We start from the raw sequence: 24,126 nt of genomic DNA, 5'->3' as shown, positions 1-24,126 counted from the left end.
TGTCGTATTTATAAATGCGTACTAACCGTGTATTTGCTCTTTTGTGCCGTAGCTCTGGATCAATTCACCTTCAAATGTCAGCCATTCTTGCCAGCGCTTCTCTACATCCACGCCTTCGCTGTATTTTTTGGCGAAATTGAGGAAAGTCGTGTAATGATTGGCTTCGGAAACCATCAAGTCATAATAAAACTGGGACAGTTTCTCGTCTTGCAGATTCTTGGACAAGACGCGGAAACGCTCGCAACTGCGCGCTTCGATCATGGCAGCAAATAGCAAGCGATCAATAAAAGCCTGATTTCTGGATCCATCCTTTTTAGAAAATTTCATCAACCGCCCTACGTAATCATCTTTTTGCTCGCGCCCTAGTGTGTAACCACGTTCTTTGATGATGTCGATCACCATTTGGAAGTGCTCCATCTCTTCGATCGCTATCGCCGTGAGTTCGTGCACCAGATCCTCGTATTCTGAATTTTGCGTAATGAGCGAGATCGCATTTGATGCCGCTTTTTGCTCACACCAAGCGTGGTCTGTCAATATTTCCTCCAAGTTGGACTCCGCCACGTTGGCCCAGCGTGGATCTGTCAGTAATTTTAATCCTAACATAGCTCTGTTCGTTTGTACAAAATTACGAAAATTAAAAACACGAAGCTTAAATATCCTAACTTGCGCGATGCAACGTACCAAGCTATTTGTTATTGGCCAAGTATGGCCAGAGCCTACTTCTTCTGCCGCCGGCATGCGCATGTTGCAACTTCTTCGTTTGTTTCTAAACCAGTACGATGAAGTGCATTTTGGTTCGGCTGCGGCGCTATCTCCACACAGTCACCCGTTGGAAGAGATTGGAATCACGTGTCATCACATTTTACTAAACGATAGCTCTTTTGATGTCTTGCTGCAAGAGTTGAATCCAGATGTCGTGCTGTTTGATCGCTTTATGATCGAAGAGCAATTTGGCTGGCGAGTGGCAGATAATTGTCCGCAGGCGCTTCGCATTTTAGATACCGAAGATTTGCATTTCCTGCGTTTGGCGCGTCAGGAAGCGTATCGCCAACAGATGCCTTGGTCTGATGAGTTGTTGTATTCGCCTACGGCCATGCGCGAACTGGCGGCCATTTATCGCTGTGATCTTTCTCTTATTATTTCGCGCAGCGAATACGAGTTGCTGGTCGACCAATTCCAGGTGCCCGAATTGTTATTGTATTATCTTCCATTCTTTACAGAGCAATCGACTAGCGCTGATGACGTGCCAGTACCGACTTTTGAAGAACGAAAGCACTTCATTTTTATTGGTAATTTTTTGCACGAACCCAATTGGAAGACGGTGGAATTACTCAAAAAGAGCCACTGGCCAGAGATCCGTAAAACATTGCCGGAGGCAGAATTACATATTTATGGAGCGTATGCTTCGCAAAAAGTGGAGCAACTGCATCGACCGCAGGATGGTTTTTTGATCAAAGGTCGCGCGGATGATGCGCGGCAGACCATGCAATCGTACCGATTGTTGTTGGCGCCCATTCCGTTTGGCGCCGGACAAAAAGGAAAGTTTGTAGATGCGATGATTACGGGCACGCCATCTATCACTTCTAGCGTCGGTGCAGAAGGCATGAATCCAGAAACTTGGCCGGGAGCGGTGGCCAATTCATTGGAAAATTTTGTTTCCAAAACGGTGAAATTGTATACGAATGAGGCTTATTGGTTGGAGAAGCAAGCGCTGATCCCATCCGCTTTAAGCAATCTGATGGCTGACGATCAGGCACAATCTGCTTTTGTAAAACGAATCGTAGAACTGGTGGAAAACTTAACCCCGCATCGACATCAAAATATGATCGGTCGGATTTTGGCGCAAGAGCAGTATGCGGCCAAGAAATACATGTCGCGCTGGATAGAGGCCAAGAATATGACGGGAGAGTAATTGTTAGCCAAACCAAATGCAATTCCACCTGTTTAATAGTATATTTGTCACCATAGTAATAAAATGTTCGCGCTATTATGATACAACGCATACAATCCGTCTGGCTTTTGCTTTCAGGTCTAGTTTTGACAACACTGTTTTTATTTCCATATGTGAATTATATTGACCTAGTAGGCTTAGGGAAGCAAATTTACGTGTCAGGTATCTATACTTCCGTCAATAACGAAAGTGTGAAGCAAGAGAGCTTTATCCTACAAAGTATCGTAGCGGTGTTTATTGCCTTGATGCCGATCGTACTGATATTTTTATTCAAGGATCGTAAGCGCCAGATCAAATTTGTCTATCTGCAACTGGTACTTATCGTGCTGTTTGCTGTTTGGATGTATGTGAGCGCCAACAATATATTGTCGGCCAATAATCAATATCTGAGCGCGAACAATATTGGAATAGGTTTCTTCCTTTTGCCGGTGTCGATCATTTTTCTATCGATGGCGTTGGGAGCTATTCGTGGCGATGAGAAGTTGATCAAATCAGCAGATCGCCTCCGGTAATTCCATTTTGATACTTTCTCAGTTATCTATCCATGTTAAAGAAAATAGTTTTTTTCCTAGTTTTCAGTTTGCCTCTTTTGCTCGCTGCGCAAGAAGATACCACGGTATTGGTATTGGATGATTTGCAATTTGATTTGCGCGCTGTGAAAATGAGTAAGGATACTGCCATTGTCGATCTGTTTGTGATCTCTTCGCTACGGCAGCAGCGTGCTTTCAAAATGAATACGTATGCATCTACGGTGGTCGATCAAAAAGATAATGATATGATGTACACGCAAATACAGATGGGGCGGGTACGTATTCATATCAATGATCGACAGAATTATTTGAACCACGTGCTGTCTATGGATGTGCCAGTACCGTTGCAGTTTAAGGTCGCTGGTTGGAAAAAAGAAAACGGCCTTCCACAGGCCGTTAAGATTGTTTTTGAAGATAGTAGAGAACCCGGCCGCTTTAGGCAAATTAAGGTTCAGCTCTAGTACTTGCAGAAATCGGGATTATCTGGAGTAGCGGAATTGCTGCTTATCCATCATAGTCATTTGAGATTTCATCATCTTTATCTGCTCATCGAGCAATTTATTTTTATCTGCCTTTTTCGCTTCAGAAAGCAATTTTTCAGCACCACGCTTATCGCGTTTAGCCATCGCTATTCCGGCCAAACTCAATTTGGCAAGCGCCACGTTGTGATCCATATGTAGGCCCAATGTCAATGCTTTCTTAAAGAACTTTTCTGCTTGTAATGGCGCTTTTTGAGATTCGATTAAGCCCAATAGCATATGGTAGTAACCATGTTGAGCGGGTACTAATTCCTTCTCGAAATTATTTATTTTTTTCAACCAAAGCTCCGCTTTGGTCATGTTTTCTTTGCGCAGATGCCATTGTGCAAGCAACATTTTTTCGTTGAAAAATACGGTTACCCAAGTTAAAATTGTTACTAAAACAGCTAAGATACCCCAGCCCCATAGTCCAAACCAGAATAATGTAGCGGTGCCAATGACCAACATGCTGGCTATGATAATTCGTATTAAATTCGACATATAATTTCTAAATTTCTTTTTATGCAAATATCCGATAATTAATAGAGGTATCCAATTGTATGCCACAATTAAACGAAAATTGTACATTTGAATATGTCCAAAAGATACCACGAAAGTTGGAAGTCCGTATTTCAGCCCTTGTTTGAACAGCCTTCGATGCGCGCTTTGTCCAAATTTGTGCAACAGGAACGACAGCAAGCGCAAGTTTTTCCTCCAGAAAACTTAGTGTTTAATGCCTTTCGGTTAACGTCCTTGCCCAATGTCAAAGTGGTTATTCTAGGTCAGGATCCCTATCATAATATTGGGCAAGCGCACGGCTTATCATTTTCTGTACCAGTTGGCGTCGCCATTCCGCCTTCTTTAAAGAATATTTATGCAGAATTGGTGGATGATATTCCCGGTTTTAGTTATCCGCAGAATGGAGATTTGACAAAATGGGCAGAGCAAGGCGTGTTATTGCTCAATGCCACATTGACGGTACGTGCGCATGAGGCAGCGTCGCACCAAAAGAAAGGTTGGGAACAGTTTACTGATTCGGTTATCCAATCCATTTCTGCACAACGAATTGGTGTAGTCTTTATTCTTTGGGGCAGTTATGCGATCAAGAAGTCGGCGCTTATTGATCAAACAAAACATTTGGTATTGACGTCGGTACATCCTTCGCCTTTATCCGTCTATCGTGGTTTCTATGGCTCGAAACCATTCTCAAAAGCGAATGCGTTTCTCACTCAGCAAGGACAACAGCCCATCGACTGGCAAGTGTAAAGAGAATTAGGCGTACAACTCTTTTACGGTTTCAAACTTAAAATCGGCTATCTCCAGCTGTTTGATATGGTTAATGCGTATTTTTACCTCATTTTGCTCGATATGTGTAAACAGCAAATGGCTATCATACACCACGCGCCAAGGTACGTCTGTTTGGATCGCGATACTGGATTCGCCTTGTACGACATATTCTAGCTCGCCTTTAGAGGTAAACCGCTTGATCATAAATTGCCGATCGTCTAAATGCGTGGCCGCGTACCAAGCGCCATCACCCACGCCACCGAGGTAAGTAGCGTCTTTGGGAATGGTAATCGGTTTGGATAGGAAATCTACCGCACCGATAATCTGATCATTGGGCAAAAGATTCGATTTCTTCTGAGATACATTGTCGCCCAGCTGTTTAATCAAAAACCAAAAAGATTTCCAGCGATTCATGTGGAAATATTGAAGACCTACCGTCGGGCAAAACGAATAGATCATTCGATTATTGACCGCATTCACTACATTGCTAATGGGGCTTGCTTTAATGGTTTCTGGCAGATTTATGCCATGCCAGTAATGGTATTTCTCGGACGATTTTATCAGCATCCGTGTAATGAATCTGGAGCAGTTGTTATTGCGGCGTGCCACCGCGCCATACGGATAAGTGCCTTTCTCTACCCAATAATCCCCAAAGAGTTTGGCCACGTTGAAATTGATGTTTTCTGCCACAGAAAAATACAACTGCCCTTCGCCATGCATGGCGCTTTTTAAGGTTTCGAAGTAATGTACAATCTCCTCCAAGTTGGTAATCTTACCTTTGCTGATGTGTGCTTTGAGGTCAATAGCCAGACGAGGGTCTGATTCTTGAGAGCGTGCCCGCCCATAGCCGCGTGGCGATATGTACCGGCCAAAATCGTAGAAGAGCATCGTGCCTGTCGCTCTTTCGATCAAGACGATTCCGGTATGGCCAACCTTGAAGTTTAAGTTTTTTACCAGTCCAATTTTCTTGAAAAACATCATCCACTTTTCGTCCCCACGAATGGTAGCATCGGGCCAGGTAAGTATGATTGCAAGATCATCAAATGTATGCATACAGTTTCTCTGCTTAATATTGTAGGGGTACGATCGGTTGCTTTTTACTTGTCGACATAATCACCATCGTCTGAAAAGTTTTTACGTAAGGAATCTTCGTGATTTTCTCCATGATGACGCCCTCATATGCCTTGATATCGCGAACATACACTTTCAGAATGAAGTCGCAGTTACCCGTTACGTGATGGCATTCCGTGACTTCTGGTATTTCTAATACCGCGTCCACAAATTTAGGTATTGCATCTTGTGTATGAAAGTCGAGTGAAATCTGAATAAAAGATTTGATGCCTAAACCCAGCTTTTCCTCGTCTACGAAGGCATGATAACTCTTGATAAATCCAGAGTTTTCCAATTTACGAACGCGTTCTAACGTGGGCGCAGGCGAAAGACCGATACTCGTTGCTAGCTGTAAATTGGTTATACGACCATTCTCTTGCAACAGTTTTAAAATTTTCAGATCCGTCTTGTCAGGCTGGTAAGGCATTGCAATAAAATTTTGTGAAATGTAAATATACAATATTTTATTTGCCACCGTATTTTTTACAGTAGGTAATCGTAGTGCAATATTTTGCTTTGTGGCATATCAGCTCCTCATTCGTGCGATCATGGCTCAATTACCAACTTAATTGATTTGTAAGGCTTTATCTTCGGGTATTGGTGTGATTTTATGACGATATAAATACCGATGTTTTTGAGATATTCTCCATAATTGGTGTCTGGCGATAGTGCGTTATTCCTATTAAAGTGCTAAATTTGCAAATTGAAAACAGGGCAACAATGCGTTGCTTCCAAAGGTGAAAGAGATATGAGTACCAAAGACGACGAATTACTAAAAGAGCTTGAGCACGAGGAGTATAAATATGGGTTTACGACCGATATTGATATGGAGATCGCGCCAAAAGGTCTTAATGAAGATACTGTACGCCTGATTTCTGCAAAGAAAAATGAACCAGAATGGCTGTTGGAATGGCGTTTGAAGGCATTTCGCCATTTTCTAACGTTAGAAATGCCGACTTGGCAAAATTTTGATAATCCAGAAGTGGACCTTCAAGATCTTTCTTACTATGCGGCTCCAAAATCGAAAAAGCTGTTGGATAGTATGGACGATGTCGATCCAGAATTATTATCCACATTTGCCAAATTAGGTATTCCGTTGGATGAACAAAAGATTTTGGCGGGTGTCGTAGCGGTAGATGCTGTATTTGATTCGGTATCCGTGAAGACGACATTTCGGGAGAAACTGAAAGAAAAAGGCGTCATCTTTTGCTCTTTCGGTGAGGCGGTGCAAGAATATCCGGAGCTGATTAAGCAATATTTGGGTACGGTCGTGCCGCAAACGGACAATATATATGCAGCCCTGAACTCTGCGGTATTCTCAGATGGTTCTTTCGTGTATATTCCTAAAGGAGTTCGTTGCCCGATGGAGCTTTCGACCTATTTCCGTATCAATGCACAAAATACAGGTCAGTTTGAACGGACGTTGATCGTCGCCGATGAGGGTTCTTACGTATCCTACCTAGAAGGATGTACTGCGCCGATGCGTGATGAAAATCAATTGCATGCTGCCGTAGTAGAGCTAATCGCGATGAAAGATGCCGAAATCAAATACTCAACCGTACAAAACTGGTATCCTGGTGATAAAGATGGTAAAGGTGGTATCTTAAACTTTGTGACCAAGCGTGGTATTTGTAAAGGAGATAATTCAAAAATTTCTTGGACGCAAGTGGAAACTGGATCGGCCATCACATGGAAATATCCGGGTGTAATTTTGAAAGGTGATAATAGCGTTGGCGAATTCTATTCTGTCGCGATGACGCGTAACCGTCAAGTGGCAGATACGGGTACAAAAATGATTCACTTAGGTAAAAATACCAAGTCGAAAATCATTTCCAAAGGTATCTCGGCTGGATTGAGTCATAATAGTTATAGAGGTTTGGTGAAGATCGGGCCAAATGCAGATCAAGCGCGTAACTTCACGCAGTGTGATTCACTCCTTATTGGAGATCGTTGTGGAGCGCATACTTTCCCATATATCGAGAGTAAAAATAAATCGGCCAAATTAGAGCACGAAGCCACTACTTCGAAGATTGGAGAAGATCAAGTGTTTTACTTGAATCAGCGCGGTATTGATTCGGAGAAAGCGGTTGGGCTAATTGTGAATGGGTATGCAAAGGAAGTATTGAATCAACTTCCAATGGAGTTTGCGGTAGAAGCACAAAAACTGCTGGCTATATCGCTAGAAGGATCCGTAGGATAAGCTAATAAAAGTAATACACTATTCTGGATATCGTGCTACGCGCATATTCTGGAAGAACAAATAAAAAATAGCATGTTAAAGATTGAGAATTTACACGCCTCTGTAGAGGATAAAAACATATTAAAAGGATTAAATCTAGAAGTGAAAGCGGGGGAAGTACACGCGATCATGGGGCCAAACGGTGCAGGTAAAAGTACATTAGGAAATGTATTGGCCGGTCGTGATTCTTATGAGGTAACGGATGGTACAGCATTACTAGATGGCGTAGATTTATTGGATCTTTCGCCAGAAGATCGTGCTCGCGAAGGCTTGTTCTTGGCGTTCCAGTACCCAATCGAGATTCCTGGTGTTTCTAACATCAACTTCTTGAAAACAGCCTTAAACGATATCCGTGAATACAAAGGTTTGCCACCGTTAGAAGCGAAAGAGTTTTTACAGTTGGTAAAGGATAAACAAAAATTGGTAGAATTTTCGGCTAAGCTGACCAATAGATCGTTGAACGAAGGCTTCTCCGGTGGTGAGAAAAAACGTAATGAGATCTTTCAATTGGCTATGCTAAACCCGAAATTGTCTATTTTGGACGAAACGGATTCTGGTTTGGATATAGATGCTTTGCGCATTGTAGCTAATGGTGTAAATCAATTGCGTTCAGAAAATAATGCCTTCGTCGTGATCACGCACTACCAACGTTTGTTGGATTATATCGTGCCAGATTTCGTACACGTATTGTACAATGGTCGCATTGTAAAAACTGGGCCTAAAGAATTGGCTTTGGAATTGGAAGAAAAAGGATACGATTGGTTAAAAGAATTAGATACGCAGACGGCCTAACAAGGAAAAAAGAAAGGGAAGGTTATGAGTGTATTGACAACAAAAAATATGAGTACAATAACAGCAGAATCTCTGTTTCAACAATTGACTACGACTTTCCATGATCTGGAGAAGATCGATGAACCGGCTGCATTAGCCGCGATTCGTCAGGAAGCGTTTGCCAAGTTTGAGCAGGCAGGGTTTCCTACGGTAAAAAATGAAGATTGGAAGTATACCAATATTCACAGTCTGGTACAAGCGCCTTATGTGCTAAACAGTGATGTGGATGTGGCCGATCTTGATTTGAGGCAAGCAGATATTCCAGCATTGGATGCGCACCGTTTGGTATTGGTTAATGGCCAATACACATTAGCTTTTTCGAGCTTAGAAGACGAAGAAGGCTTGGTGGTAAAACCGATCGAGGATGCTGCGAACGATCCACAGTTTGCCCGCCATTTTGCGCAACATGCTGACAAAACGGATAATGCTTTAGTGTATCTAAATACTGCATTATACACCGCGGGTGTTTTCATTGAAGTGAAGCGTAATGCAGTAATTCGTAAGCCACTTCATTTGGTGCATGTAGCGACAGGTACAGAGTCATTTTTTGCACAAACTAGAAATCTAATTGTAGCTGGAGCAAACTCGGAGCTGGAAGTAATCGAATCTTTCATTACGATAGCCGGAAGTGCGAAAAATCTACACAACAAAGTAACGGAGATCGTATTAGAAGAAAATGCTAAAATGCAGCATTACTACTTGCAGATCTCGGATGCGACGAGCAACTACATCAACCATACGGAAGTATACCAGAATAAGCACAGTTTGTACAATAACTATAACTGTAATTTCCCGGGAGCTACTTTCGTGCGCAACAATATCAACGTGCGCTTGGATGATGAGCAAGTCGAATCACATTTGTACGGTATCAATCTGTTGGCCGACAAGCAATTGGTGGATAATCATACCATTGTCGATCATATGAAGCCGCATTGTGAATCGTACGAATGGTATAAAAATATTCCTCAAGAAAACTCTACGGCAGTGTTTAATGGAAAGATTTTCGTGCGTGAAGATGCACAGAAAACAAACGCTTTCCAGCAGAACAACAACATGTTGGTCGGCGACAAATCTACGGTGTATACTAAACCACAGTTAGAAATTTTTGCTGATGATGTGAAGTGTTCGCACGGTTGTACGATGGGTCAGTTTGATGATCAAGCTTTGTTCTATCTGCGCGCAAGAGGAATTGGAGAGGAATCAGCACGTACCTTATTGGTGCATGCATTCGCATTTGATGTGACTTCTCGTTTCTCTAACGAGTCTGTTCGTGAATACGTGGAGGCATTGGTAGCAAAAGGATTGGAAACACGCAAGAATTAGTACAAGAGTAATAATTAATATAAAGCCAAAAGCGTCTGATGTTTCATCAGGCGCTTTTTTTATACCACTTCCCGCATGATCGGAGCGGCCATTTCCGTCACGATTGCTTGCTTTACCTGATGCAAATCTGAAAGATCAAAGATAGTGGTGGATTCGTGTCTGGTGGCGATAGATAAAGTGATATCTGCACAATGCGGGACAAATGTTTCCAATACCTTGTCTACCGTGTTGTTCTGTCCGGAAAGATGACCCAAGATGAGATGTTTGAGTCGATCAGTACGTTTTTCTAAAAATAAAGCCAAAGCCATATTATTGGAGATGTGCCCTAAACCACCACGTATCCTATTCTTGAGGTAATAGGAGTAGCGTCCGTTTTGTAGCATTTCTTCATCGTAATTACTTTCCAAAAGCAACACATCAACATGCTGCACCACGTGCTTCACATTATCACAAGCATGGCCAAGGTCGGTGAGGATTCCGATATTGCTTTTACCGTCAGACACGACAAAACTGCAGGGTTCTTTGGCATCATGATATTTGGGAATCCCAATAATTTCTAATCCGCCGATACGCACGCGTTCATTGGATTTAATAATATGTACTAAATGTTCTGGTAAACGTAATTTGCATCCGTCTAAAGTGCCTTGCGTGATGTAAATCGGTAAATCGTATTTCTTGGCAAATACGGACAATCCGCAGATATGATCGGTGTGCTCGTGCGTGATGAAGATGGCTTTGACCTGTGTTGGTAGAATTCCTAACTGATCCATGCGGAGATGCATGTGCTTGTTATTGATCCCCACGTCGATTAATACAGCGGCATCATCTTTAGCGATATAATAACAGTTACCATTACTTCCAGAAGCGATCGAACAATATTTCATTGACAGCAAAAATAGAGAAAAATGAGAAGCAAATCAATGTGGTAAACACCGAGCCGGTTATTATTTGCCAATGGCTTTCCCAATCGCATACGCAATACCACCGGCTATGTGTTGCAGGAAGTCAGCGTCATCATATGCCTCTTTAGTATGCCCTAAAGCGGTATAAAAAGCACGGCCACCATCGTAGGTATGATACCAAGAAACTGGGTGGAAAGATCCCATCTTGCCGCCTTTATAACTTTCTTCATCGATCGTCATCAAGATGTTGACGTCTGGATTTAAGTTCTTGAAATCGTACCACTCATCCTTATGACGCCAAATCTCCGGCAGATGCGCTGTTGCCAAATGTGTGTGATCGTGCACATGTACATCAGCACTTTGCACTTCTGGATGGCTTTCGAAGTAGCCGCCGACCATCTTGCCGTACCACGGCCAATCGTATTCGGTGTCGCTAGCCGCATGGATGCCCACAAAGCCATTTCCAGCTTGTATAAACTCTTCAAAGGCGGCTTGCTGTGCCGGATTTAAAATATCTCCTGTGGTACTTAAAAATATGATTGCTTTGTATTTTTTGAGCTGTTCGTCTGTAAATATGGCTGCATCTTCTGTGTGGTACACGCCAAAATTATGCTGAATACCCAATTGCTGAATAGCTTCCGCACCTTTCTCAATACTGTCATGCCTAAAAGCTGCGGTTTTCGAAAACACCAATACTTGTGGCGCATGCTGAGCGATGCAGGGTAAGATAAATGATACTTGTATAAGGACAAGAAATAGCAGGTTTTTCATCATGATTAGCGGTTTATACTTAAAGGTATCATTTATTTCTCAATATGGTAAAATTCCTGTTCTAATTTGAGCCACATTAACGTAGTTTGGCGCTATATTAAGGCAATTAAAAAAAACGGTAAAAAAACAGTGATATGCTGTTACTTATCATTGCTAATAATTAAATTTGCCCGATTAGTGCCAAATTGTCTGTTTAGGAACTTTGGATTTATTATTGTGCACTAGCTGAGTACAGATTAAAAAGATTATGTTAAAATTCTTAAGTAAATTATTTGGTAGCAAGTCTGAGCGGGATATCAAAGGAATACAACCTATCGTAGATAAGATCAAGGAAGAGTATGAGAAGCTTGCTAGCTTATCAAATGATGATTTGAGAGCCAAAACAGCCAGCTTTAAAAGCCGTATTGCGGAATACCTGAAAGAGATCGATGAGGAGATCACGAGCTTGAAAGAACAGGCTGAAGCTACCGAAGATATGGAATCGAAAACGGCTTATTACGAGAAGGTAGATAAGCTGACTAAAGATAGAGATAAGAAACTAGAGGAAGTACTGTTAGAGATCTTGCCAGAAGCATTTGCTGTGGTAAAAGATACAGCAAGACGTTTCACAGAAAATAAAGAAATCTCCGTAACGGCGAGCCAATTTGACCGCGACATCGCGGCATTGAAGCCTAATGTGACGATCCAAGGCGATCAAGCGGTATGGAAAAATAGCTGGTCTGCAGCCGGTACGGATGTGACCTGGAATATGGTGCACTATGATGTACAGCTAATTGGTGGTATTGTATTGCACCAAGGTAAAATCTCGGAAATGGGTACGGGTGAAGGTAAAACCTTGGTAGGAACATTGCCTACGTATCTGAATGCATTATCTGGTCAAGGTATTCATATCATCACCGTGAATGATTACTTAGCACGTCGTGACTCCGAGTGGAATGGCCCGTTATTCGAATTTCACGGTCTGAGTGTCGATTGTATCGATAAGCATCAGCCCAACTCGCCACAACGTCGCAAAGCGTATCAATCGGATATCGTGTACGGTACCAATAACGAGTTTGGTTTTGATTACCTGCGTGACAACATGACGCAAAATCCAGAAGCCATGGTACAGCGCAAGCTGCACTTTGCGATGATTGATGAGGTGGATTCGGTGTTGATTGACGATGCGCGTACACCATTGATCATTTCTGGTCCGATACCAAAAGGCGATCAGCACGAATTTTATCAACTAAAACCAAGAATCGAACGCTTGGTAAATGCGCAAAAAGCGTATGTAAACGGCGCATTGAATCAGGCAAAGAAAGCCGTTGCAGCAGGCGATGTAGATCCAGAAGCAGGTGGTTTGGCCTTATTCCGCGCTTACCGCGGTTTGCCAAAAAATAAAGCATTGATTAAGTTCTTAAGTGAAAGCAATCATCGCCAAGTTCTACAAAAAGTAGAGAATTTCTACATGGCCGAGCAAAATCGCCAGATGCCGAAGGCAGATGAGGAATTGTTTTTCGTGATCGATGAAAAAAATAATCAAGTAGAGCTGACCGAAAAAGGTATTGAGTTGATCACCACTTCTGGTGAAGATCCGACCTTCTTCATCCTTCCTGATGTAGGTACAGAGATTGCTGCGATTGAAAACTCAAGTGATCCATTAGAAGAAAAAGCCCGTCAGAAAGAGGAATTATTGCGTGATTACTCGATAAAAGCAGAGCGTATTCACTCGATCAACCAATTGTTGAAAGCATATACCTTGTTTGAGATTGATGATCAATACATCTTGGATGAAGGAAAGGTGAAAATCGTGGATGAGCAGACGGGTCGTATCATGGATGGTCGTCGTTACTCGGATGGCTTGCACCAAGCGATTGAAGCAAAGGAGAATGTGAAGGTAGAAGATGCGACGCAGACCTATGCGACCATTACCTTGCAAAACTACTTCCGGATGTACCACAAACTATCTGGTATGACTGGTACCGCTTCTACCGAAGCAGGCGAGCTGTGGGAAATCTATAAACTAGATGTGGTAGAGATTCCGACGAACCGTGATATACAACGAGACGATCGCCAAGATTATATCTATCGGACAGCTCGTGAAAAATACAATGCAGTAGCACAGGAGATACAAACCTTGACAGATGAGCTAAGACCAGTATTGGTGGGTACTACATCGGTAGAGATCTCTGAGTTATTGAGCCGTATGTTGAAAATGCGCGGCATCAAACACAATGTCTTGAACGCAAAATTGCACCAGAAAGAAGCTGATATCGTAGCCGAAGCGGGTAAACCAGGTCAGGTAACGATCGCGACGAATATGGCTGGTCGTGGTACGGATATTAAGTTGGCTGCCGAAGTGATCAACGTAGGCGGTTTAGCAATTATAGGTACAGAGCGTCACGAGTCACGTCGTGTGGATCGTCAGTTACGTGGTCGTGCCGGTCGTCAAGGAGATCCGGGTTCATCTCAGTTTTTCGTTTCTTTGGAAGATCCATTGATGCGTTTATTCGCTTCCGAGCGTATCTCTAATTTGATGGTACGTATGGGGGTTGAAGATGGAGAGGTAATGCAACATGGCATGTTGACAAAATCTATTGAGCGTGCACAACGTAAAGTAGAGGAAAACAACTTCGGTATCCGTAAGCGCCTTTTGGAGTACGATGATGTGATGAACTCACAACGTACCGTAATCTACACCAAACGTAAAAATGCCTTGTTCGGACAACGTCTGGATGTAGATTTGAACAACACCATCTTCGACGTAGTAGAGGATGTGGTGCTTTCTTCGAAAGAAGGTGGCTCGTTCGAAGAGTTCCAAATTGAAGTGATCCGCATATTCGCGGTAGATCCAGCTATTGGGGAGGAAGAATTTAAAGCGACTAATACAGAAGGGTTAATTGATAAATTGTTTGGTCAGATCATTGCGCATTACCACGATAAGGCAGAGCATGTAGCCGCACAAACGCTACCTGTGATGACTAATGTAATGGCAGAGCGTGGCGACATGATCGATAATGTTGTCGTACCATTCTCTGATGGAACGCGCGGTATACAAGTGTCTACAAACTTGAAAAAAGCGGTAGATTCTAAAGGTAAGGAAGTATTTAGATCTTTTGAAAAAGGTATAGTTCTTGCTCTGATAGATGAAGCTTGGAAAGAGCACTTGCGTGAAATGGATGACTTGAAGCAATCGGTACAAAATGCAGTTTACGAGCAGAAAGATCCGATTGTAATCTATAAAATGGAGGCATACAATCTATTTAAAGAGATGTTAGCTTCTATGAATAAAGAAATTGTAAGCTTCTTGTTCAAAGGAGAGATTCCGGGACAACAAGGTCAGCAAGAAGAGCAGGTTAAAGAAGCACGTCCGTTGCCAGCGCAACCGGCACAGGTAACGGCTTCTAAGCAAGAGCTATCTTCGCCTACTGGTGTTAGTGAAGAAGATATAGACACCAGAGCAGCACAGGTAACGCCGCCGATTCGCAAAGAGCAAACGGTAGGTCGTAATGACGAGTGCCCTTGTGGTTCTGGTAAGAAATATAAAAACTGCCACGGCAGCAAATAAGAAATAGTAACGATGGTTAGAAAAGGATTGATTTTATGCGGATTACTTGGTGGTTTATCTGCCGGAGTACACGCTCAGGAGCAACACGTAGATGTTGTCGCAGATCCGTTGATCGCTGCATTGCAAGCGTTCAGGGCAGAGCATGAAATCAATCCTACTGCCCGTCCGACCGTGAACTTGGCCGACAAGAAGGTTGTCGACAAGCGCAATATGCGACGGGTGCGTACCAAAGGTTTTCGAGTACAGATCTTTTCTGGTGCTAACCGAACAGATGCTGTTTCGGTTCAAAATGGTTTCTTACGCCAATACAGTGATATGGCCGCGTATGTTAATTATGAAGAGCCAAACTTCCGAGTGAAGGTGGGCGATTTTCGCACGCGTACCGAGGCCAATAATTTCATGCGAAAGATCCGAGGCCAATACAGCAATGTATTTGTCTTTGTCGAAGACATCTGGGTCTGGCAATAAATCACCCTTAATCCCACTATGATGATAGAGCAGATCAAAAGCCTAGCCAATTCCTTTGCGGAAGAAACGGTAGGCATGAGACGGCATTTGCACCAAAATCCGGAGCTTTCCTTTCAAGAATACAATACCTCATCCTTTGTGAAAGAGCGATTGGACGAGTTACTTATTCCGTATACTGCGATGGCAGATACAGGTGTAGTCGCATTGATTCAAGGCGATTTGCCATCGGATAAAGTTATTGCGCTGCGCGCAGATATGGATGCGTTGCCGATTCTGGAAGTGGAAGGGCGAAGCTACGGATCGCAAAATCCGGGTGTGATGCATGCTTGTGGACATGATGTGCATACCTCCTCTTTATTAGGCGTAGCCAAGATCTTGCAAAGTCTGAAATCTGAATTTGGTGGTACCGTCAAACTGATATTCCAACCCGGTGAGGAACGCCTTCCTGGAGGAGCGTCGCTCATGATTAAAGAAGGAGTGTTGCAAAATCCTGCGCCAAATGCTATCATTGGTCAGCATGTGATGCCGTTCATTGAAAGCGGGCAAGTAGGCTTCCGTGCTGGAAAATACATGGCTTCCTGTGATGAATTATTTCTGACTGTTCGTGGAAAAGGTGGTCATGGCGCGCAGCCACATCAAAATATAGATCCTATTGCGATCACGGCACAAATCATCACCGCGATGCAACAGATCGTGAGTCGCTACGCCGACCCACGTATTCCGACAGTGCTTTCTTGGGGAAAAATCATCGGCAATGGCGCTACTAACGTAATTCCAGATGAAGTGAAGCTAGATGGTACTTTCCGTACGTTTGACGAAGCTTGGCGCGCAGAAGCGCATGAAATAATGACCAAGATGGTCGTTGGGATCGCCGAAGGTATGGGAGCTACCTGCGATTTTAAAATCGATAAAGGCTATCCTTTCTTGGTCAATGAACCAAAAACGACTGCTGCTGCGCGTGCTCATGCAGAAACATACTTGGGTAAAGAGAATGTACTAGAATTAGACCTATGGCCTGCGGCCGAAGATTTTGCCTATTATTCTCAAGAAACCAATGCATGTTTCTATCGCTTGGGTACTGGGAATAAGGCACGAGGAATCACCTCGGCCGTACACACACCTACTTTTGATATTGATGAGACGGCATTAGAAACGAGCATCGGCTTGATGTCTTATATCGCGCTGAAGTCGCTGGAAGGATAATATACATGTCATCCCATCATATCATTCGAGAGAATCAAGAACCCGCGCTACTCATCATCGATGCGGATGCTTTATCCGAAGAATCGCTCGGTCAATTACTCGAATGGAGTCCCATTGTATTGACAACGCATACCAACGTTGATTATCTGATTTCCAGAGGGATTAAGATAGATGTGGTGTTTACGGCGAAGCCAGACGTTGAGGTTGATCAAGATGGTATCTCTATCTTGCCACTACACAGCATTTTGCCAGATGCCTTGCATTATCTCACAGGTAAAAAGCAATTCGCGCTACATATTCTTTGGAACAATTTTCCGGCGGATTCCCTATTGGAACATAGCAAAGAATTTACGTTTGCAGTATATAGTAAGCAGTTTAAATACATTCTACGATCCACTTTTCATAAATGGATGCCAGAGGGCAACGTGATGAAGGTCATCGACGCCGCAGAAGGCTATACCGTCGAAAACTTGAAACCGATCGGTGATGGAGCATATAACACGATTGCAGATGGCTTTGTCAACATACATTCACGAAGCGGGAATACGCTAATTATAGGAGAAGCATTATGAATCCAAACATCAGACCGGCCTCTCCATCAGACTTTGAAGTGATATCACAGCTCGCGCAGGAGATTTGGTATCCGACGTATAGCCCAATCCTTTCTACGGCACAGATCGCCTTTATGCTGGATCAATCCTATTCCGTCGAAGGATTGTCTCAGGCTGTGGAGCAGGGCAAGATTTTCTATTTGCTATACGAGGAAGAAAAAGCAGTCGGCTTTCTCGCTGTACGACCAGTTCCAGAAAAGAAAGAGTTCCGAATAGAAAGTTTGTATTTGCTTCCTTCTACACAAGGTAAAGGATATGGACAATTGCTGATTAACTTCGCTGCTGAACTTGCAAAAGCGCAATCTTTTCAGACATTAGAACTCAATGTCAACCGTCAAAACAAGGCTTACCACTTCTACCTCAAAGTCGGCTTTGTGGTCGCTTATGAGATTGATATTCCGTACCATGGGTATGTGCTCGATGATTACGTGATGCAGAAGGCGCTTTAAGTCGCTATTTCCTGACGTTTATTCCCTTAACTTTTCTACACGTGTAGGAGTCTGTTTCCCACTTACGATACCGACAATGCCATGGGCAATGGCTTCAATACTAGAACGTATATTTTCAATATCTAGGGTTGCAACTTCGTCTTTCACCGTGTGATAATATTCATCCTTATCAATTTGCGAGGTAGAAAACGTATGAGCAGGCACACCCAATGCCGCTAATGTGGCATTATCACTACGATAGAATAGATTTTGTTGTGGGTACGGATCTGGATGGAAAGTAAAAGCGGATCCTTCGACTTGCTTCTGTACTAATTGACCTAAGTCAGATGCTTCAAATCCGGTAATGTATAACGTATTTGGACCAAACTTGGAGTCTTTGCCAATCATTTCAATATTGATCATCGCGACTACCTTATCTGGATCTATCGTATTGCCAAAATGTTTTGAACCATACATGCCGATTTCTTCTGCGGTGAACGCTACGAAAAGCAAGGTACGTTCATTGTTGTCTAAGGCTTTGAAGTGTTTTGCTAGCGCAATGACCGCGGTAGTTCCCGAAGCATCATCATCCGCGCCATTGGCAATGGAATCTTGCCCTACGGCATCGATAATGCCAATATGATCATAATGTGCAGAGAGAATTACGTACTCCTCGGGTTTGGATTTCCCGGGAAGCATACCGACCACGTTAAACAAAGGAATTTCCTTTTGGTTGCTTTTTGCCGTGAACTGAAAGTTTTGCGGTGCAGCATCCTGAATCACAAAAAATTTAGTCGCCGCTTGGGGTGCATCGGCAGATACAGGAACTAAACTTTCTTCGCCAATCATCTTTTTGAAGCGATTCAAGAGCCCTTTATGTGCTGGATGTACCCAGATAATCTCATCGTCCTTTCCTTGCAGAGCATGCGCTCTAAATGCTTGGGAGAAATCCGCATCTTCTCCAATGACACTCGTTTTGATCGCTTGGCTTTGATCCCAGTTGAGTTCCGCAGGTCTACCAAAAATCAGAAATTGATCAGGGCTTAATGTTGTGCCGTTGACCACTACATTCTGTCCTGCTGCTGAGATTCTTTTCAGGTAAAAAGTTTGGCGGTAATTCTCCTCCGCGTAGGGTTTTAAACCAATCTCTTTGAATTCTTGGGCAATAAAATCTGCCGCGCGTTCGATATCTGGAGTCAGCGCATGGCGACCACGCATCTCGTCGGACGATAAGGTATTCAATATGCGTTCCAGATAAGGTATTTCCGCCACCTGTGCAGATAACGTCAAGCTTGATAACATCAAACCAAAACCAAGACTAAGTTTTTTTATGGAGAATAATGGATGGGTCATACCGTAAAAATAAAAAAAGAAGCGGAGTTTCTAGCATGGGTTTGATTTGTAAATAGATATCAATAGACACAAAACATGACAAAGCCTTTGCTGTAAGCTATTGTTCTTTTAAGGTACAAAGTCTATATTTGAGTAGAGCCGTGGTATGGTAATTGTCTGCTGAAACAAGGTGTGTTACAGTATAGACAAACATCCTGCACTACAACATTATTAAATTTATATACGTATGAAAGAAGTAACGGTTACAGAATTAAAGCAAAAGATCGATAATAACGAGGAATTTCAATTAATAGATGTGCGAGAACCATTTGAGTATGAAACTTCAAATCTGAATGGCTTAAACATTCCTTTATCAGGCGTGGTGATCGAAGCAGACAAAATTTCGAAGGATATTCCAGTGATTGTGCAATGCCGTTCGGGCAAGAGAAGTGCGCAGGCGATTATGCTTTTGGAAAACGAAGGTTACACCAACCTATCCAACCTTAAAGGTGGAATTTTGGCCTGGAAAGAAGAAATTGATCCAGAACTGGACGTGTATTAAGCCTCCATAATGGAACAAAAAACGCCACCTGAAGAGGTGGCGTTTTTTGTTGGTTGCAATTGATAGCTTCGCACGGCATGATTTATGTGTGTTATATGACGATAAAAATCACAAGTTGAATTCGGTATTGATCGATAATATGTTAACTTTATTGTAATTATGACCAACGTAAACATAAGTATAAATTAAAAATATTTTTATGGACAATTCAATACCAAGCAATTTTGGCTTTTTTAAAGGGGTAGAAAAGAACTTCGACAAGGCCGCAAAGTATACCCGATTTTCCAAAGGGATCTTAGAGCAAATCAAAGCCTGCAATTCTGTATTACAAGTTAAGTTCCCGGTAAAAATTGGCGATAATGTTGAAGTGATCGAAGCGTATCGTATTCAACATTCTCACCACCGCACGCCATGCAAGGGCGGTATTCGCTATAGCATGGCCGTAAACCAAGATGAAGTGATGGCCTTGGCGGCGCTAATGACGTACAAATGTGCGATCGTCAATGTGCCATTTGGAGGTGCCAAAGGAGGAATTCGTATAGATCCCACTAAATATTCGGAATATGAGTTAGAGAAAATTACGCGTCGGTATACGAGTGAGCTTGTGAAGAAAAATTTCATTGGCCCAGGTGTAGATGTTCCAGCGCCAGATTACGGTACTGGTGCGCGAGAAATGGCTTGGATTGTGGATACATATCGCTCACTGCATCCCAATGAAGTGTATTCTAATGCGTGTGTAACCGGAAAACCCGTTACGCAAGGCGGTGTTCGTGGCCGCGTAGAAGCGACTGGTTTAGGTGTTTTTTATGGCGTTCGCGAAGCCTGTAATATTGAAGAAGACATGAAAAGACTTGGTTTGTCGGTCGGTATAGAAGGCAAACGCATTATTGTGCAAGGTTTGGGTAATGTAGGCTACCATGCCGCGAAGTTTTTCCAAGAAGCAGGCGCTGTTTTGGTCGGTCTGATCGAGTACGAAGGTGCAATTTACAATGAAGATGGGCTGGATTTAGAAGCTGTGGTAGCGCATCGGGCGTCGACAGGTTCTATCCTAAACTTTGAGAATGCCAAAAGTATAAAAACTTCGAACGAAGTACTCGAATATCCTTGCGATATACTGATTCCAGCAGCCTTAGAAGCGGTAATCAATGAGAGTAATGCCGATAAGATTCAAGCTAAGATCATTGGCGAGGCCGCGAATGGTCCTCTAACACCAGAAGCAGATGAAATTTTAAATAAAAAGGGAGTATTAATTATTCCTGATATTTACCTAAACGCTGGCGGTGTAACGGTTTCTTACTTCGAGTGGTTGAAGAATTTGAGTAACGTTCGCTACGGTCGTTTGGAGAAGCGTTTTGACGAAAACATGTATGCCGAAATCTTAAATATTATCGAGTCGATGACGGATAAAAAGGTGTCGAAGATAGAGAAAAAGATTCTGTTGCGGGGTCCGGACGAGATCGACCTAGTGCACTCTGGCTTGGAAGACACGATGATCGGTGCATACCGTGAAGTGTGGGATATTTGGAAAGGAGAAGATGGTGTCGAAGATTTGCGAACAGCAGCTTTTGTTTGTGCCATTAATAAAGTAGGTGTGGCCTACGAGGAGTTGGGCATTTTCCCATAGCATCTTACGACTCAAAAAAAGTTTATATTTGCAGGATGCAAAAAATGTATCGCCAGACTAAACAAGCCTTTTTGTTTAGTCTGGTTTTTTATAGTCTATCCTTGACCTTAGTTGTGTTTCAGCTGCCGATAGCACCGGTCATGATTAGTGTGTCGTTGTTAGTGTCTATGATCTGGGTGGTGTTGGTGATGCTTGAAATCATGCGGTCGTCATATATCGATAACTTAGAGCGTATAGGGCTTGCGATTTTCATTATTGTATTGAATATTTTTGCCGGCATCATCTACTTTACCTTAATCCGTCGTAAAGTGACGGGTATTTCTTAATTCGCTATAGCTATGACCAAGAAAGTAATTTTCAACGTAATACTAAATCTGGGAATCATATTGATGATCATGAGTACGGTGGCAGCGTATCGTGTGGGGCACGTGCTTTTCTTCGGACTATCTATTGCGCTGATCGTGGTATTCATCTATTTGAAGGTAGTGTTGCTCAAATACGTCAGCCGCACCGTACAAGCCAAGTCTCAGGATCAATTGGTCACCTCCCAACCTCAACGCAAGGCAAAAAAGAAAAAGAGGAACCCGTAACGAGTTCCTCTTTTGTTGTATTGTTTTTTAGAAATTTCTATTTTACAAAAGGTGGTTTCTTTACCACTGCTTTGATCGATTGATTACGTATCTGAATAAAAATCTCTGTGCCTTCTTTGGCGAATGCAGTATCTACATAACCTAAGCCTACGGATTTCTTTAAGCTAGGCGATTGCGTTCCCGAAGTCACGCGTCCTATGGTTTCTCCTTCCGCATTTATGATCGGATAATCATGGCGTGGAATACCACGGTCAATCATCTCAAATCCAACTAATTTTTGCTTTACGCCTGCGTCTTTCTCGGCTTTTAGGTTGCTGCTATTGACGAAGTCTTTTGTGAATTTCGTTACCCAGCCCAAGCCCGCCGCTAATGGCGAAGTACTATCATCAATATCATTGCCGTATAGACAGAAGCCCATTTCTAAGCGTAAGGTATCGCGCGCACCCAATCCTATCGGCTTGATGCCATATTCTGCGCCTGCTTCCATGATCGCATCCCACACTTGTTGCGCGTGCTCGTTATCTACATAAATCTCAAAACCTCCAGCACCGGTATATCCCGTAGCAGAGACCAATACATTGTCTACACCTGCGAAAGTTCCTTTAGCAAAGGTGTAGTACTCCATCGGAGCTAGGTCAATATCAGTCAATGATTGCAACGCATCAGTAGCCTTTGGGCCTTGTACGGCAAACAAAGAAGTGTCATCCGAGATGTTTTTCATATCTACACCAAAGGTGTTGTAGCGCGAGATCCAGTCCCAGTCTTTGTCGATGTTTGAAGCGTTTACAACGAGCAAATACGTCTTTTCATCTATACGGTACGTTAAAAAATCATCGACTACACCGCCGGTCTCATTTGGGATGTACCCATACTGTACCTTACCATCGTATAGCTTGGCTGCATCATTAGAAGAGATTTTTTGGATCAATTCCAAAGCGTGGTCACCTTTCAAGATGAATTCGCCCATGTGGCTCACATCAAACATACCTACTTTGGTACGTACTGTTTCATGCTCGTCGTTGATGCCCGAATATTGCACCGGCATATCAAAGCCAGCGAAAGGTACCATTTTAGCACCTAGAGAAATATGATGATTGGTTAATGCGGTGTTTTTAGTCATAAAAGTTCTTCGTTCAAAGTCGCCCAAAAATACACAAAATACGTGTAAGCCGAGAAAGATTGATCGGGTAAAATGCTAGACATCTAACGGTAGTGCCAAACTCGGCACGGGTACCACAGTGGGTGAAATGGCCAAAGTTTCCAAAACACGCGCAAACTCTGAATGTATAGGCGCTTCTATAGAAATCGTTGTGTTGAGCACAGGATGCGTAAACGATAGAGATGAAGCATGCAACATCATGGTATCCATTTCAAAAGTTTCTTTCCACAACTTGTTTTGTTTGTTGCAGCCATGTGGGCGATCGCCAATGATCGGGTGCAAGATATGCGCAAAATGCCGACGTAGCTGATGCATTCTGCCGGTTTCCGGTTGCGCTTCTACCAAGCTATAGCGCGAAGTAGGGTGCTTGCCGAAAGGCAAATCTATTTCTGCGAGTGCCAAAGTTTTATAATGTGTGATGGCGTCCTGCATCATGCCGTTTTCTTTCTTTAAGGCATAATCAATCGTGCCTTCTGCAGGAGCATGGCCGCGGAGTATCGCTACATACTTTTTGCTCATTTGCCGATTGGCAAACATAGGCTGTATGACACCATCCATCTCTCGATTCAAGCTAAAAAGCAACACACCGCTGGTCTTCCGATCCAGCCGATGCGCTGGATGCACGAATTTACCGATTTGCTGCCGCAAGATTTGTAATGCAAACTCACTAGCATCACTTGCGATAGGCGATCGGTGTACTAATAATCCGTGGGGTTTATTGACCGCAATAAGGTATTCATCTTCGTAAAGAATATCTAAATGCATTATAAGTCTTTGAGTATGCGAATAATCTTGTCGGCTTCTTCATCGATCTTTGGGCTGAGCCATACATGTCCAAATGCGCCTACGCCCACGACTTGAGCTTCAGCTTGCCATCGGACTTCAATTAGGGAAAACAAATAGTAATTCTTGATGTGAACATTGTTGATCAGGAATTCATCGATCACTCGATCTCCAAACAACATCATGCCCAATTGCATAGCATCTTCATGTTTGTAATCGAGTTGTGAAGTGAGGAGTTCTTTCGCTTTTGCGCGCAATACTTCCTCTTGTCTTTCTTGACTAGGATTGGTCAGAAAAGCCAGGACCAGCACGACTATTCCGACCAATGCAAAGATGCGTGTTTTACTCATCCTG

The 24,126-nt window shown here is 43.0% G+C and carries 26 protein-coding genes; 16 read left to right on the top strand and 10 right to left on the bottom strand.

Annotation, left to right across the window (positions count from 1 at the left end):
- Positions 1–21: 21 nt before the first annotated feature.
- Positions 22–603, bottom strand: coding sequence for a MiaE family protein (locus tag AC3IRT_RS16985; RefSeq protein WP_489394385.1), 582 nt, complete (start codon positions 601–603; stop codon positions 22–24).
- Positions 604–670: 67 nt separating this feature from the next.
- Between AC3IRT_RS16985 and AC3IRT_RS16980 the strand changes: the two genes are divergently transcribed.
- From AC3IRT_RS16980 to AC3IRT_RS16970, 3 genes are all read left to right on the top strand, one after another.
- Positions 671–1,912: a glycosyltransferase gene (locus AC3IRT_RS16980; protein WP_489394384.1), complete on the top strand. Its 1,242-nt coding sequence runs from the start codon at positions 671–673 to the stop codon at positions 1,910–1,912.
- Between the two features lie 77 nt (positions 1,913–1,989).
- Positions 1,990–2,463: a DUF4293 domain-containing protein gene (locus AC3IRT_RS16975; RefSeq protein WP_489394383.1), complete on the top strand. Its 474-nt coding sequence runs from the start codon at positions 1,990–1,992 to the stop codon at positions 2,461–2,463.
- 32 nt (positions 2,464–2,495) lie between these two features.
- Positions 2,496–2,942, top strand: a complete 447-nt coding sequence (locus AC3IRT_RS16970) for a hypothetical protein (RefSeq protein ID WP_489394382.1) — start codon at positions 2,496–2,498, stop codon at positions 2,940–2,942.
- A gap of 18 nt (positions 2,943–2,960) precedes the next feature.
- On the opposite strand, the gene AC3IRT_RS16965 is transcribed toward AC3IRT_RS16970, so the two are convergent.
- A complete protein-coding gene (locus AC3IRT_RS16965; RefSeq protein ID WP_489394381.1) occupies positions 2,961–3,500 on the bottom strand; it encodes a tetratricopeptide repeat protein in 540 nt (179 codons plus the stop codon).
- A 93-nt stretch (positions 3,501–3,593) separates the two neighbouring features.
- Here AC3IRT_RS16965 and ung point away from each other — a divergent pair, with 93 nt between their 5' ends.
- Positions 3,594–4,265 (top strand): uracil-DNA glycosylase, encoded by a 672-nt coding sequence (ung, locus tag AC3IRT_RS16960; RefSeq protein ID WP_489394380.1) that lies wholly within the window; start codon positions 3,594–3,596, stop codon positions 4,263–4,265.
- A gap of 6 nt (positions 4,266–4,271) precedes the next feature.
- Here the strand turns inward: ung and AC3IRT_RS16955 are convergent, their stop codons facing one another.
- Both AC3IRT_RS16955 and AC3IRT_RS16950 read right to left on the bottom strand, forming a co-directional pair.
- Positions 4,272–5,339, bottom strand: coding sequence for a DUF6695 family protein (locus AC3IRT_RS16955; RefSeq protein WP_489394379.1), 1,068 nt, complete (start codon positions 5,337–5,339; stop codon positions 4,272–4,274).
- A 13-nt stretch (positions 5,340–5,352) separates the two neighbouring features.
- Positions 5,353–5,823 carry an Lrp/AsnC family transcriptional regulator gene (locus tag AC3IRT_RS16950; protein ID WP_249992476.1) on the bottom strand — a complete coding sequence of 157 codons (471 nt, stop codon included), beginning with the start codon at positions 5,821–5,823 and terminating at the stop codon, positions 5,353–5,355.
- 321 nt (positions 5,824–6,144) lie between these two features.
- Here AC3IRT_RS16950 and sufB point away from each other — a divergent pair, with 321 nt between their 5' ends.
- The 3 genes from sufB to sufD all read left to right on the top strand — a co-directional run bounded on the left by sufB (position 6,145) and on the right by sufD (position 9,789).
- A complete protein-coding gene (gene sufB / locus AC3IRT_RS16945; protein WP_489394378.1) occupies positions 6,145–7,596 on the top strand; it encodes a Fe-S cluster assembly protein SufB in 1,452 nt (483 codons plus the stop codon).
- 72 nt (positions 7,597–7,668) lie between these two features.
- Positions 7,669–8,427 (top strand): Fe-S cluster assembly ATPase SufC, encoded by a 759-nt coding sequence (gene sufC, locus AC3IRT_RS16940; protein WP_489394377.1) that lies wholly within the window; start codon positions 7,669–7,671, stop codon positions 8,425–8,427.
- 48 nt (positions 8,428–8,475) lie between these two features.
- Positions 8,476–9,789: a Fe-S cluster assembly protein SufD gene (sufD, locus tag AC3IRT_RS16935; RefSeq protein WP_489394376.1), complete on the top strand. Its 1,314-nt coding sequence runs from the start codon at positions 8,476–8,478 to the stop codon at positions 9,787–9,789.
- Between the two features lie 59 nt (positions 9,790–9,848).
- Here sufD and AC3IRT_RS16930 read toward each other — a convergent pair whose 3' ends face one another.
- Both AC3IRT_RS16930 and AC3IRT_RS16925 read right to left on the bottom strand, forming a co-directional pair.
- Positions 9,849–10,673, bottom strand: a complete 825-nt coding sequence (locus tag AC3IRT_RS16930) for an MBL fold metallo-hydrolase (protein WP_489394375.1) — start codon at positions 10,671–10,673, stop codon at positions 9,849–9,851.
- Between the two features lie 60 nt (positions 10,674–10,733).
- Entirely contained in the window at positions 10,734–11,465 is a 732-nt protein-coding gene (locus AC3IRT_RS16925; RefSeq protein ID WP_489394374.1) for a ThuA domain-containing protein, read from the bottom strand.
- A 244-nt stretch (positions 11,466–11,709) separates the two neighbouring features.
- Between AC3IRT_RS16925 and secA the strand changes: the two genes are divergently transcribed.
- From secA to AC3IRT_RS16900, 5 genes are read left to right on the top strand one after another with little or no spacing between them, the layout of a single operon-like run.
- The gene (gene secA / locus AC3IRT_RS16920; protein WP_489394373.1) at positions 11,710–15,012 is read left to right on the top strand and encodes a preprotein translocase subunit SecA; all 3,303 of its coding nucleotides are present in this window, start codon (positions 11,710–11,712) and stop codon (positions 15,010–15,012) included.
- Between the two features lie 12 nt (positions 15,013–15,024).
- The gene (locus AC3IRT_RS16915; protein ID WP_489394372.1) at positions 15,025–15,480 is read left to right on the top strand and encodes an SPOR domain-containing protein; all 456 of its coding nucleotides are present in this window, start codon (positions 15,025–15,027) and stop codon (positions 15,478–15,480) included.
- 18 nt (positions 15,481–15,498) lie between these two features.
- A complete protein-coding gene (locus AC3IRT_RS16910; RefSeq protein ID WP_489394371.1) occupies positions 15,499–16,683 on the top strand; it encodes a M20 metallopeptidase family protein in 1,185 nt (394 codons plus the stop codon).
- A gap of 5 nt (positions 16,684–16,688) precedes the next feature.
- Complete coding sequence (locus AC3IRT_RS16905) at positions 16,689–17,255, top strand: hypothetical protein (RefSeq protein WP_489394370.1); 567 nt, start codon at positions 16,689–16,691, stop codon at positions 17,253–17,255.
- Positions 17,252–17,743, top strand: coding sequence for a GNAT family N-acetyltransferase (locus AC3IRT_RS16900; RefSeq protein ID WP_489394369.1), 492 nt, complete (start codon positions 17,252–17,254; stop codon positions 17,741–17,743). Before AC3IRT_RS16905 ends, AC3IRT_RS16900 begins: the two co-directional genes overlap by 4 nt.
- 18 nt (positions 17,744–17,761) lie before the next feature.
- Here the strand turns inward: AC3IRT_RS16900 and AC3IRT_RS16895 are convergent, their stop codons facing one another.
- On the bottom strand, positions 17,762–19,075 hold the full coding sequence (locus tag AC3IRT_RS16895; RefSeq protein WP_489394368.1) for a M20/M25/M40 family metallo-hydrolase: 1,314 nt from the start codon (positions 19,073–19,075) through the stop codon (positions 17,762–17,764).
- 226 nt (positions 19,076–19,301) lie between these two features.
- Between AC3IRT_RS16895 and AC3IRT_RS16890 the strand changes: the two genes are divergently transcribed.
- From AC3IRT_RS16890 to AC3IRT_RS16875, 4 genes are all read left to right on the top strand, one after another.
- A complete protein-coding gene (locus AC3IRT_RS16890; protein WP_489394367.1) occupies positions 19,302–19,616 on the top strand; it encodes a rhodanese-like domain-containing protein in 315 nt (104 codons plus the stop codon).
- Between the two features lie 199 nt (positions 19,617–19,815).
- Positions 19,816–21,240 carry a Glu/Leu/Phe/Val family dehydrogenase gene (locus AC3IRT_RS16885; protein WP_489394366.1) on the top strand — a complete coding sequence of 475 codons (1,425 nt, stop codon included), beginning with the start codon at positions 19,816–19,818 and terminating at the stop codon, positions 21,238–21,240.
- Between the two features lie 44 nt (positions 21,241–21,284).
- Positions 21,285–21,566, top strand: coding sequence for a hypothetical protein (locus tag AC3IRT_RS16880; RefSeq protein ID WP_489394365.1), 282 nt, complete (start codon positions 21,285–21,287; stop codon positions 21,564–21,566).
- Positions 21,567–21,578: 12 nt separating this feature from the next.
- The gene (locus tag AC3IRT_RS16875) at positions 21,579–21,830 is read left to right on the top strand and encodes a DUF6358 family protein (RefSeq protein ID WP_489394364.1); all 252 of its coding nucleotides are present in this window, start codon (positions 21,579–21,581) and stop codon (positions 21,828–21,830) included.
- A 37-nt stretch (positions 21,831–21,867) separates the two neighbouring features.
- Here AC3IRT_RS16875 and gcvT read toward each other — a convergent pair whose 3' ends face one another.
- From gcvT to AC3IRT_RS16860, 3 genes are all read right to left on the bottom strand, one after another.
- A complete protein-coding gene (gene gcvT / locus AC3IRT_RS16870; protein WP_489394363.1) occupies positions 21,868–22,950 on the bottom strand; it encodes a glycine cleavage system aminomethyltransferase GcvT in 1,083 nt (360 codons plus the stop codon).
- A gap of 75 nt (positions 22,951–23,025) precedes the next feature.
- Entirely contained in the window at positions 23,026–23,754 is a 729-nt protein-coding gene (locus AC3IRT_RS16865; protein ID WP_489394362.1) for a pseudouridine synthase, read from the bottom strand.
- The gene (locus AC3IRT_RS16860) at positions 23,754–24,122 is read right to left on the bottom strand and encodes a DUF4359 domain-containing protein (RefSeq protein WP_489394361.1); all 369 of its coding nucleotides are present in this window, start codon (positions 24,120–24,122) and stop codon (positions 23,754–23,756) included. The genes AC3IRT_RS16865 and AC3IRT_RS16860 overlap by 1 nt, the downstream gene beginning before the upstream one ends.
- Between the last annotated feature and the right edge of the window lie 4 nt (positions 24,123–24,126).

It is taken from the genome of Sphingobacterium sp. KH_072, from assembly GCF_057837975.1.
Note: the sequence above shows the minus strand (reverse complement) of the source record. Positions and strands in the feature narration are given on the sequence as shown.

Excerpts from the sequence above, each read along its gene's own strand:
- AC3IRT_RS16890 (WP_489394367.1), top strand. The coding sequence starts at position 19,302 with ATGAAAGAAGTAACGGTTACAGAATTAAAGCAAAAGATCGATAATAAC.
- secA (WP_489394373.1), top strand. The coding sequence starts at position 11,710 with ATGTTAAAATTCTTAAGTAAATTATTTGGTAGCAAGTCTGAGCGGGAT.
- AC3IRT_RS16865 (WP_489394362.1), bottom strand. The coding sequence starts at position 23,754 with ATGCATTTAGATATTCTTTACGAAGATGAATACCTTATTGCGGTCAAT.
- AC3IRT_RS16965 (WP_489394381.1), bottom strand. The coding sequence starts at position 3,500 with ATGTCGAATTTAATACGAATTATCATAGCCAGCATGTTGGTCATTGGC.
- AC3IRT_RS16895 (WP_489394368.1), bottom strand. The coding sequence starts at position 19,075 with ATGACCCATCCATTATTCTCCATAAAAAAACTTAGTCTTGGTTTTGGT.
- AC3IRT_RS16915 (WP_489394372.1), top strand. The coding sequence starts at position 15,025 with ATGGTTAGAAAAGGATTGATTTTATGCGGATTACTTGGTGGTTTATCT.
- AC3IRT_RS16975 (WP_489394383.1), top strand. The coding sequence starts at position 1,990 with ATGATACAACGCATACAATCCGTCTGGCTTTTGCTTTCAGGTCTAGTT.
- sufC (WP_489394377.1), top strand. The coding sequence starts at position 7,669 with ATGTTAAAGATTGAGAATTTACACGCCTCTGTAGAGGATAAAAACATA.
- AC3IRT_RS16930 (WP_489394375.1), bottom strand. The coding sequence starts at position 10,673 with ATGAAATATTGTTCGATCGCTTCTGGAAGTAATGGTAACTGTTATTAT.
- AC3IRT_RS16905 (WP_489394370.1), top strand. The coding sequence starts at position 16,689 with ATGTCATCCCATCATATCATTCGAGAGAATCAAGAACCCGCGCTACTC.
- AC3IRT_RS16910 (WP_489394371.1), top strand. The coding sequence starts at position 15,499 with ATGATGATAGAGCAGATCAAAAGCCTAGCCAATTCCTTTGCGGAAGAA.
- AC3IRT_RS16875 (WP_489394364.1), top strand. The coding sequence starts at position 21,579 with ATGACCAAGAAAGTAATTTTCAACGTAATACTAAATCTGGGAATCATA.
- AC3IRT_RS16880 (WP_489394365.1), top strand. The coding sequence starts at position 21,285 with ATGTATCGCCAGACTAAACAAGCCTTTTTGTTTAGTCTGGTTTTTTAT.
- AC3IRT_RS16885 (WP_489394366.1), top strand. The coding sequence starts at position 19,816 with ATGGACAATTCAATACCAAGCAATTTTGGCTTTTTTAAAGGGGTAGAA.
- ung (WP_489394380.1), top strand. The coding sequence starts at position 3,594 with ATGTCCAAAAGATACCACGAAAGTTGGAAGTCCGTATTTCAGCCCTTG.
- AC3IRT_RS16860 (WP_489394361.1), bottom strand. The coding sequence starts at position 24,122 with ATGAGTAAAACACGCATCTTTGCATTGGTCGGAATAGTCGTGCTGGTC.
- AC3IRT_RS16950 (WP_249992476.1), bottom strand. The coding sequence starts at position 5,823 with ATGCCTTACCAGCCTGACAAGACGGATCTGAAAATTTTAAAACTGTTG.
- sufB (WP_489394378.1), top strand. The coding sequence starts at position 6,145 with ATGAGTACCAAAGACGACGAATTACTAAAAGAGCTTGAGCACGAGGAG.
- AC3IRT_RS16980 (WP_489394384.1), top strand. The coding sequence starts at position 671 with ATGCAACGTACCAAGCTATTTGTTATTGGCCAAGTATGGCCAGAGCCT.
- AC3IRT_RS16925 (WP_489394374.1), bottom strand. The coding sequence starts at position 11,465 with ATGATGAAAAACCTGCTATTTCTTGTCCTTATACAAGTATCATTTATC.
- AC3IRT_RS16985 (WP_489394385.1), bottom strand. The coding sequence starts at position 603 with ATGTTAGGATTAAAATTACTGACAGATCCACGCTGGGCCAACGTGGCG.
- sufD (WP_489394376.1), top strand. The coding sequence starts at position 8,476 with ATGAGTACAATAACAGCAGAATCTCTGTTTCAACAATTGACTACGACT.
- AC3IRT_RS16900 (WP_489394369.1), top strand. The coding sequence starts at position 17,252 with ATGAATCCAAACATCAGACCGGCCTCTCCATCAGACTTTGAAGTGATA.
- gcvT (WP_489394363.1), bottom strand. The coding sequence starts at position 22,950 with ATGACTAAAAACACCGCATTAACCAATCATCATATTTCTCTAGGTGCT.
- AC3IRT_RS16955 (WP_489394379.1), bottom strand. The coding sequence starts at position 5,339 with ATGCATACATTTGATGATCTTGCAATCATACTTACCTGGCCCGATGCT.
- AC3IRT_RS16970 (WP_489394382.1), top strand. The coding sequence starts at position 2,496 with ATGTTAAAGAAAATAGTTTTTTTCCTAGTTTTCAGTTTGCCTCTTTTG.